Here is a 9,002-nt window from a genome sequence, read left to right as displayed (position 1 = left end):
CGCGCGTTTTTGTGCTTGTTTCATGGTACCTCCGCTCAAAAAGGTACTATGGCAAAGCCCGTGTCTTATGGGTATGTGGGGTTTATTAACCGCTTACCTCATGTTGGCCGATCATTATTATTCATCCCTCAAAGATACAACGCCAGAATGGCAAGATCGTAACTATCATGCATATGCCAACACAGATAAAGATGAACACGGTCAAAAGTACCGAAAACAGAAGCTTGACGAGCATAATATAGCCGTCGGACATCATGCTAAGCGAATTGCAAAAGTTTTGCCTCAACTACGTGATGATTTGCCTGCATTGATCAGGAATAAAGAGTTATCAAGAAAAGTGTCGAAAGAATATAAAGAAAGTTTTGGTTGGCAAGATAATGCTTATGAACTTTCTAAATCATTGTATGAAGACTCTAAAAAACATGGCTTTTTTGGTGTTAGCATGGCCTCGACGGGTAAGGGGAAGACACGTGCTAATGCTCGGATCATGTATGGCTTGTCAGGAGAAACGAATTGCAGGTTCAGCATTGCGCTAGGTTTAAGAACACTGACCCTACAAACAGGTGACTCTTTAGAGAAGGACTTAAACCTCAATAAAGAGGAACTTGCAGTATTGATCGGCTCTCAAGCTGTTAAAGATTTACACCAGCAATCTCGCCAACCAGAAATGAGCATTGAGGAAAGCGATGGTAGCGGCTCAGCCGAACCTTTGTTAAAAGATGAAGTTGCACTTAAAGAAAATTTACCAGAATACAGTGGAGTTTTAGCCAGCTGGCTAAAACATGACCCTAAAATTTTAAAGTTGATACAAGCGCCTGTATTAGTTAGTACCATAGATTATTTAATGCCAGCAACCGAAGGTGTCCGAGGTGGTCGCCAAATTGCACCAATGCTACGGTTGTTATCTTCAGATTTAGTGCTAGATGAGCCTGACGACTTCGGTTTAGAGGATTTACCCGCTTTATGCAGGTTAGTTAATTGGGCCGGCATGCTCGGCTCAAGAGTGTTATTATCTACTGCCACCATTTCACCCGCCTTAGCAAAATCACTTTTTATAGCTTATCAAACTGGCCGCAAACATTACTCACAAGTGAATGGCGAACACGGAGAAACAACGGAAATTTGCTGTGCTTGGTTTGATGAATTTAATAAGCCAAATTCCGCAATTATTTCAGATGTAAAAGCGTATCAAGAAACACATAATAAATTTGTTGAAAAGCGTATAAAGAATCTTACCGCTGAAACAAAACCGCTGCGCAAGACAATAATCATTCCAATGCAACCAATTCAAGAATTGTTTCCAAGTCAATTAATGGCAAAGCAAATCAGGCAATCCATTATCGAACTACATGAACAACATTCCGTGAAGGTTGAGAGCAAGAATGTGTCAATTGGCTTAGTGCGTTTGGCCAATATATCGCCCTTGGTTGCAATAGCAAAATGGTTATTTTCACAAGATGCGCCAAGTGGTTATGTTATCCACTACTGTGTCTATCACAGTCAATTTCCATTGTTGCAGCGTTCAAAAATCGAGCAGCAACTTGATAGGGCATTAACACGACATGACGAAGCCGATTGGCTCAATAACAGTGGTATTAAAGAGTTAGTCGAAACATCAGTCGAACATAATCATATTTTTGTTGTGCTAGCAACTGCGGTTGCTGAGGTAGGGCGTGATCATGACTATGATTGGGCAATCGTCGAGCCTAGTTCAATGCGTTCAATTATTCAATTAGCAGGACGTGTGCAAAGACATCGACAAAACATTCCCGTAACTGAAAATATTCATATCTTGTCAAAAAACTATAAGGGATTAAAAGGGAAAGCTCCCTGTTTCGAAAAGCCTGGTTTTGAAGCTAAACCTTTGCTGTATGCATGTCGGGATTTATTGGATTTGAACTGCGAGGCTGAATTAAAACAAGTCACAGCAATTTCAAGAATTAAAACGCTGACGAGCTTCCCACTTTTTGAACAGCCTAAACATACGAGCGATAAACCTAAATTTAGAGTGTTTAATGAATTAGAGCATTTTTCTCAAAGCTTGCGGTTAGAAGGGAGTGCAAATGAGCAAAATTGTGCGACCCAGTGGTGGAAGAATGAAGCGACCTGGTGTGGTGAAATTCAGCGTATTCAGCCTTTTCGAAAATATGAACCAACAGCGGATTACAAAATAACTTTTAACCGAAGTGGAAACCCTATTTGGCAAAAGAAAGTCGCCAAATCGTCACCTGCAGAGTTTTTAAATACTGATGATTTCGCTAAGCGGCCCGAAAAAATGAATATGGGAGTAGGTAATAAAGTTTGGGGAAACTTTGATTTAAAAAAAGAAGTACGAATATTAAGTGAACGGCTAAACATGGTTGAGAGTGCAGTATTGGAAAAATTTACGCATTTGTCGTTGAGGATATTAAATGCTGATATCGGGGAGCAATGGCAATGTCATCCAGTGTTGGGAGTTTATCAAAATTTAAAAGGAGATGAATATGGAGTTGAATGACACTTTTGTGTCTGCAGTCCAGAAAACTATACAAGAGTATATAGACTCGGTGGGTATAAGTAAGGTGGCTTCAAGGACATTAGAAAAGCTTGAATATAAGCATAAAGCACTATTGGATGATTTTTATAGTAAGTTTAAGCCTTATTTTAAAATAAATAAGGACATCAAAAACGAAGTACAAAGTCTAAAAAAGAAAAAAATTGAAAAAGGTGCTAGTAAGGCAGAGAAAATCGAGTTCAACAATCAACAGCTGGCAGAATTGGTGGGTATTGCCAATAAGTTTGAAATATTACCAGATCTAAAGTCGATACATCAACTCTTGCTAAGGGATGTCCAGCGTATAAAAAATTGGACTATTTATGAGCAGTGGATTGATTGGGCTTTAGAATTTGGCGATGGTAGCTATCTAGCGACTCATATAGCTAAGCTAACACATTCCAGTAGTAAAGGGTCTTCAATCGATTTCAGATATTTTGAAACATGCAAAAAATACTCTAGAAAATACCTGACGACTAAACATGAATTGGAATCGTTGGATGCTGCCTATCCAGATAATAAATATTCATCTATTACACAGCTATATAACATTGAAGTAGAAGGTTGCTTTATAGGAGACTTGCTTCGTGAGGATGGACGGAGATATTTATGCCATTTAACTGACGACCTCGAACTACTAAATGTTTGGAATGATTCATTTTCAAAAAAAATAAAAGATGAAAATAAAAAAAGTTATTTCCTATCCAAGCAGGTTTATTTTCCAATTGCTAATGATGACTATCACCTATTGCTTCCATTAATCTCATCGTCATTGGCTCATGAATTACATTTAGAGCACAAGAAACGTTGGGATGAACCTTTCAAAACGGCCTTTGAACAGAAAAGTAATAAAAAGTATTCAGATCAGGTAGTTGCTACTTATCCTAACAAAGCTAGTTTGCATGTTACTGGCTCGAATCACTCAAATTCTTCTTCGTTAAACGGTAAGCGTGGGGGACGGATTTTATTAATGGCTGCATTACCGCCACAATGGAATGCGAAGCTACCTTCCTATTCGGAATACCAATCGATATTTACTAGGTCACTCGCCTATGAGTTATGGGATGAAATAAGTGAATTATCTAGATACTTACTCTTGCTTAAGAACAAAGAGCTGAGTGTGAGTGAACCTAAACGAAATGCTGCAGTATTAGCAAAGCTGAGTGCAATTAATGATCAATTCTTCAACTTTATTGATTCAATTAATAATTCTGAATCAGGCATAGGTTGGTCGCTAACTAGCAAATTAGACATTGAGTATCAAATTTTGTTTGAACCTTGGCGTGTTGATGACGCTGCTTTAAGCCTCAAAAAAAATAACGATTGGTTAAATAAAATTAGTCAAGATTTTGGTCGTTGGCTCAATCAACAGCTCAATAAAGACAAGCAACTAAAGCTTACACCAATTCAGGCTGCATTGTGGGCAGATTGCTTTTTTCTTGACCTCAAGGAATTTTTTGCAATAAAGGAGGTTGAACTATGAGCCAATATTTAGTGTTAAGCCATATTGAAGTGCAGAATGCTAATTCTATCGCGGGATTTACATGGGGCTTTCCAGCAATAACTGGATTTTTAGGTTTTACGCATGCATTAAGCAGGAAAGTTTCACAGAAGTTTGGTGGCGAATATGATACCTCGCTAAGCGGTTGTGTGGTGATATCAAACACGTATCAAAATAAAGTTTATCAACCCAAGCAATATGCTGACTTTGAATTTATACAAAGCCGTAACCCCCCAGTTCTTGAAAAAAATAAAAATGGTAAGAAAGTTCCGGTAATCGAAGAAGGAAAAATGAATCTAATCGTCAGTCTGGTTATTGAATTAGATAAGCAGTTATTACTAACTGACGAACTAGTAAAAAAATTTGAGAAGACGGTTTTAGATTACTGTTATCAGCTGCGTTTGGCTGGTGGTTCTATTTTGAATATCAAGCAGGCTAAATTGTTGTCAGAAAATACCAGCGAACAGCAAGTCATGATGCTAAAAAAAATTAAACGTCTAGCTATGCCAGGGTTTGTGTTGCTTGACCGTAGTGCTTATTTAGAAGAGCACTATCAAAACTTGTTAGCTACTAACGATTATTCAGAAGACGTGCAAACCGCTTTGTTTGATGCTTGGTTAGATTTTTGCGCATTAAAAAGTAAAGCGGTACCAAAGCTGGCTGAAAGTCAAACCGAACCAGATATGGAGACTGATGCAGACTGGCATTATCAGCCTAAACCAAAAACTGGTTACTTAGTGCCATTAATGACAGGCTTTAAGGCAATTAGCCAAGTTTATGATACTGGGAAAGTTGCAAATACGCGAGATAACACAACACCTAGCTGTTTTGTCGAAGCTATTCATTCAGTCGGCGAATGGAAAGGCGTGCATTCTCTAACTTCAATAAGTTCTGCTATGTGGAGGTACCACCATGATGGGCAGTGGTATCTATGTCGGCAAGGTTCAAACACAGTTGCGCCAGATCATCAAGCTCCTGATTCAACTCAAACTAATGAAGTAATACGAACTCTTAATTTTGAAGATGCACTAAATAATTGGTAAGGAATACAAAAATGACAATTTCAAATGTACCCAGCGTTTTAGCTTTTGATCGTAAATTAGAACCCTCTGATGCCTTGATGTTTTCTGGGTGTTGGTGTGACACAGGAGATGATAAAAAGTGGGCTCCGATAAAGCTTTTTGAGCGCCGTAATCGAGCGGTCAAAAGTAACTTTAGCCAGGAAGTGTTAAATGATGAAGAAGAATTACAACAGCAAATAACAGAAGCAAATCTATCATGGGGAGATGATGCCGCGTTACATCACAATCATGATACGTTAATGGTAAGTTTTAGTTTACGTGTTATAGCTGGGCTCACGAAACCATCGGTTTGTAATGATACAAATTTTGAAGATAGATACAGAGAAAAGATTTCTGCCTACATAGATACAGGGTTAGGTGAACTGGCAAACCGTTATGCTTATAACATCGCTAATGGTCGTTTTTTATGGCGTAATCGTGTAGGCGCTTTGGGGGTTAAAATAATTGTTTCCCATACAAGTCTTGAAAAGCCGCTTGTATTTAACGCTTATGACTTCTCATTACATCAAACAACCAGCGATAACCCCCAACTAGCAGTGCTAGCAAATTTAATTCACCAAGGTCTGAGTGGCGTTGGAAATATATTATTAAAAATAAATGCATTTGTTCAATTAGGTGATCAGCAACGAGTTTGGCCTTCTCAAGAAATGGTTTTGAATTCACCCAAAGGTTCTAAGAGTCGACATTTGTTCAACTTGAATGGCCAAGCAGCAATGCACTGCGAGAAAATAGGCAATGCACTTAGAACTATTGACGACTGGTATCCAAATGCAACTAGCCCCATTGCAGTTGAAGCGTATGGGACAGTTACACAACGTGGTGTTGCATATCGTTCGAGTCGTAATGACTTCAAAACTTTATTGTTAGCGTGGTTGAACGAAGCTGACGATAGTGTTCAACTGATTTCAGATAATAAGCACTTTGTAGCAGCAATGTTAATCCGTGGCGGTGTATTTGGTGAAAGTGCAGGCGATGGCGACGCAGCCAATTAAGGAGCCACTATGAATTTTTATATTGAGCTTCAACTTTTGCCAGACCAAGAAGTTAACCTTGGCTTTCTTTGGCAAAAAGTCTTTCAACAAGTCCATATAGCCTTGGTTGAGCACAAAGTGGCGAGTAACCAATCTCAGGTTGCAGTTGGCTTTCCTGATTATCGTCAAGCGAAGTTTCCACTCGGCAGTAAGTTGCGCCTATTTGCTAAAGAACAAGCGACACTTGAAAAGCTGGATATCCACCGCTGGTTAACTCGGCTTGAAGACTATGTACATATCAAAGGGGTCAAACCCGTACCAAATGATGTGACTTACGTAAGTTTTGTGCGCAAGCAGGTGAAATCACCTGAACGGATAGAGCGAAATATGCAACAAAAAGCGGCTCTATGGGCTGCTAAATCTGGTCAATCGCTTTCGGAATGCCTAGCCGTGCTCGAACAAAGCAAGCCAACAGAACCATGCCGTTTGCCGTTTATCTACCTACATAGCCAGCAAACGAAGCAGCGTTCACCCGACAAAAGCAGCAAGTTCCCGTTGTTTATTCAGATGCAGCAGCAAAGTACATCACAAGATGGTAGCTTCGATTGCTATGGTTTGAGTAGCAAAGTGAATGGGCAATCAGCATTGGCTACCGTTCCACATTTTTAAATTGAACGAAAAAGGGTATTTTTACCCTTTATTTTTGCTCTTTAAAAATAACCTTTAAATACAATAGGTTACAATGGGTGGGTTTTTATAAGATAAAAATACAATTTTTACCATAACTGACTGTTGTAACTTATTTTTATTGATTTATTCTATTGTTCACTGCCGCACAGGCAGCTTAGAAAAACGTAGTGTGTCAGCTTGTTTCTGCGGTCTTGTTCACTGCCGCACAGGCAGCTTAGAAATGCCAATATTCCGAATGTAAGTTAGACAGATGGTTCACTGCCGCACAGGCAGCTTAGAAAACCGCAACGTTGAGCATCACGCTTACCATTGCGTTCACTGCCGCACAGGCAGCTTAGAAAAATCGGTGATCTGGAGTACAGCAAAAGCGGATGTTCACTGCCGCACAGGCAGCTTAGAAACACCACGCCGGTGAACGGTAATTCCGGAATGCGTTCACTGCCGCACAGGCAGCTTAGAAAGCTCACGTATGGCTAACTCAAGCTGGCATCACGTTCACTGCCGCACAGGCAGCTTAGAAAAAGTCGTAGGCTTCATCAACAGTTAGCTCAATGTTCACTGCCGCACAGGCAGCTTAGAAAATAGAAATCACACGTGTGCTCAAAGGCCGCTTGTTCACTGCCGCACAGGCAGCTTAGAAAGTTAAATCGCGCAAACCGCACTGGAATGTGTCGTTCACTGCCGCACAGGCAGCTTAGAAAAACCTGACGTGCGGCCTGCACTATCTTCAAAAGTTCACTGCCGCACAGGCAGCTTAGAAAGTCCAAAAGAATTGGATGTAGCGGGTGGCTCTGTTCACTGCCGCACAGGCAGCTTAGAAATTCCGGCCATCGTTACACTTCCTCTCCAAACTGTTCACTGCCGCACAGGCAGCTTAGAAATTCTTCGACCACGGTGACATACACGATGCACTGTTCACTGCCGCACAGGCAGCTTAGAAATTTCTTCAAACGCGGTGACAGCAATGTGATTGGTTCACTGCCGCACAGGCAGCTTAGAAAACTAACACCCCGTGCTTTTGCATTTTCCTTATGTTCACTGCCGCACAGGCAGCTTAGAAATGGTTGCGATAGGTTCGCAACCTGATTGACGAGTTCACTGCCGCACAGGCAGCTTAGAAAACGCTGGTCGATGCCTTTCGCCTCGGCTGGGTGTTCACTGCCGCACAGGCAGCTTAGAAATTAAACGCGTCTCAGCGCTTCTTTTAGGCCTTGTTCACTGCCGCACAGGCAGCTTAGAAAAGCCACACAGAGCCCCCCGCTACGTCCAAAAGGTTCACTGCCGCACAGGCAGCTTAGAAAGCCACCCCGGCGATTCATTAAAAAAGGGGCATGTTCACTGCCGCACAGGCAGCTTAGAAATCCTACTGGTGAAGTGTATAAGCGCTTTTTCGAGTTCACTGCCGCACAGGCAGCTTAGAAAGGACTCGGTTAATAACTCTGCGGTTAGCTTGCGTTCACTGCCGCACAGGCAGCTTAGAAATGCCAGCACTGTAAATGTGATGTCTATTATCTGTTCACTGCCGCACAGGCAGCTTAGAAAATTATCGTCGCGCTTGGGTACTTTGTCGGTAAGTTCACTGCCGCACAGGCAGCTTAGAAATGTCAAATATGTCTGGCTGGATGTTTGAATCAGTTCACTGCCGCACAGGCAGCTTAGAAATCTGAAAAATGCGGGTGGTCAGCCCGCTGGCTGTTCACTGCCGCACAGGCAGCTTAGAAACAAATAAAAAAGGGCGCCGAAGCGCCCTTGGTGTTCACTGCCGCACAGGCAGCTTAGAAAAGTCTGAGAAGTCCAAGCGTAAAAACGCTGAAGTTCACTGCCGCACAGGCAGCTTAGAAAGAAATGGATATTTCCGGCGTTCTGCGTGTTACGTTCACTGCCGCACAGGCAGCTTAGAAAAGCCATTTGCTGTACCAGGGCGCGACGGTCGAGTTCACTGCCGCACAGGCAGCTTAGAAACACACAAACGGTTTCACATAGTGCGATTGTGAGTTCACTGCCGCACAGGCAGCTTAGAAATGACGTTTCCGCGTGAGCGAAACTGTGTGACGGTTCACTGCCGCACAGGCAGCTTAGAAAAGATTAACGACCTGGCCGTCTGTCACGATCGAGGTTAATCGTTAGCCTCAATGTCGGATGGCGCGCGGCGTAAATCACACCAAGTTTGTACGATCGAGTTGGCGCTTATGCCGACCTACGCGAACTTTAACATCGGTGGTGCC

Annotated in this window: 5 protein-coding genes and 1 CRISPR repeat array; all 5 genes read left to right on the top strand. The window is 41.8% G+C overall.

Annotated features, from left to right (window positions below; genetic code table 11):
* Nucleotides 1-2,497: type I-F CRISPR-associated helicase Cas3f (gene cas3f / locus BZJ21_RS14600; protein ID WP_236719579.1), on the top strand; the 2,497-nt coding region annotated here is incomplete at its 5' end.
* On the top strand, nt 2,484-4,016 hold the full coding sequence (gene csy1, locus BZJ21_RS14595) for a type I-F CRISPR-associated protein Csy1 (protein ID WP_158075543.1): 1,533 nt from the start codon (nt 2,484-2,486) through the stop codon (nt 4,014-4,016). The genes cas3f and csy1, both read left to right, overlap by 14 nt.
* Nucleotides 4,013-5,077, top strand: a complete 1,065-nt coding sequence (gene csy2 / locus BZJ21_RS14590; protein WP_077670176.1) for a type I-F CRISPR-associated protein Csy2 — start codon at nt 4,013-4,015, stop codon at nt 5,075-5,077. The genes csy1 and csy2 overlap by 4 nt, the downstream gene beginning before the upstream one ends.
* Nucleotides 5,078-5,088: 11 nt before the next feature.
* Entirely contained in the window at nt 5,089-6,108 is a 1,020-nt protein-coding gene (gene csy3 / locus BZJ21_RS14585) for a type I-F CRISPR-associated protein Csy3 (protein ID WP_077670175.1), read from the top strand.
* A gap of 9 nt (nt 6,109-6,117) precedes the next feature.
* Nucleotides 6,118-6,756: a type I-F CRISPR-associated endoribonuclease Cas6/Csy4 gene (gene cas6f, locus BZJ21_RS14580; protein WP_077670174.1), complete on the top strand. Its 639-nt coding sequence runs from the start codon at nt 6,118-6,120 to the stop codon at nt 6,754-6,756.
* 154 nt (nt 6,757-6,910) lie between these two features.
* Nucleotides 6,911-8,859: direct repeats of the CRISPR family, unit length 28 nt; unit sequence GTTCACTGCCGCACAGGCAGCTTAGAAA.
* Nucleotides 8,860-9,002: the final 143 nt, after the last annotated feature.

Source organism: Salinivibrio costicola subsp. alcaliphilus, assembly GCF_001996185.1.
Taxonomy (GTDB): Bacteria; Pseudomonadota; Gammaproteobacteria; order Enterobacterales; family Vibrionaceae; genus Salinivibrio; species Salinivibrio costicola.
The sequence above is the reverse complement of the archived record's forward strand: the minus strand, read 5'-3'. Positions and strand labels throughout refer to the sequence as shown.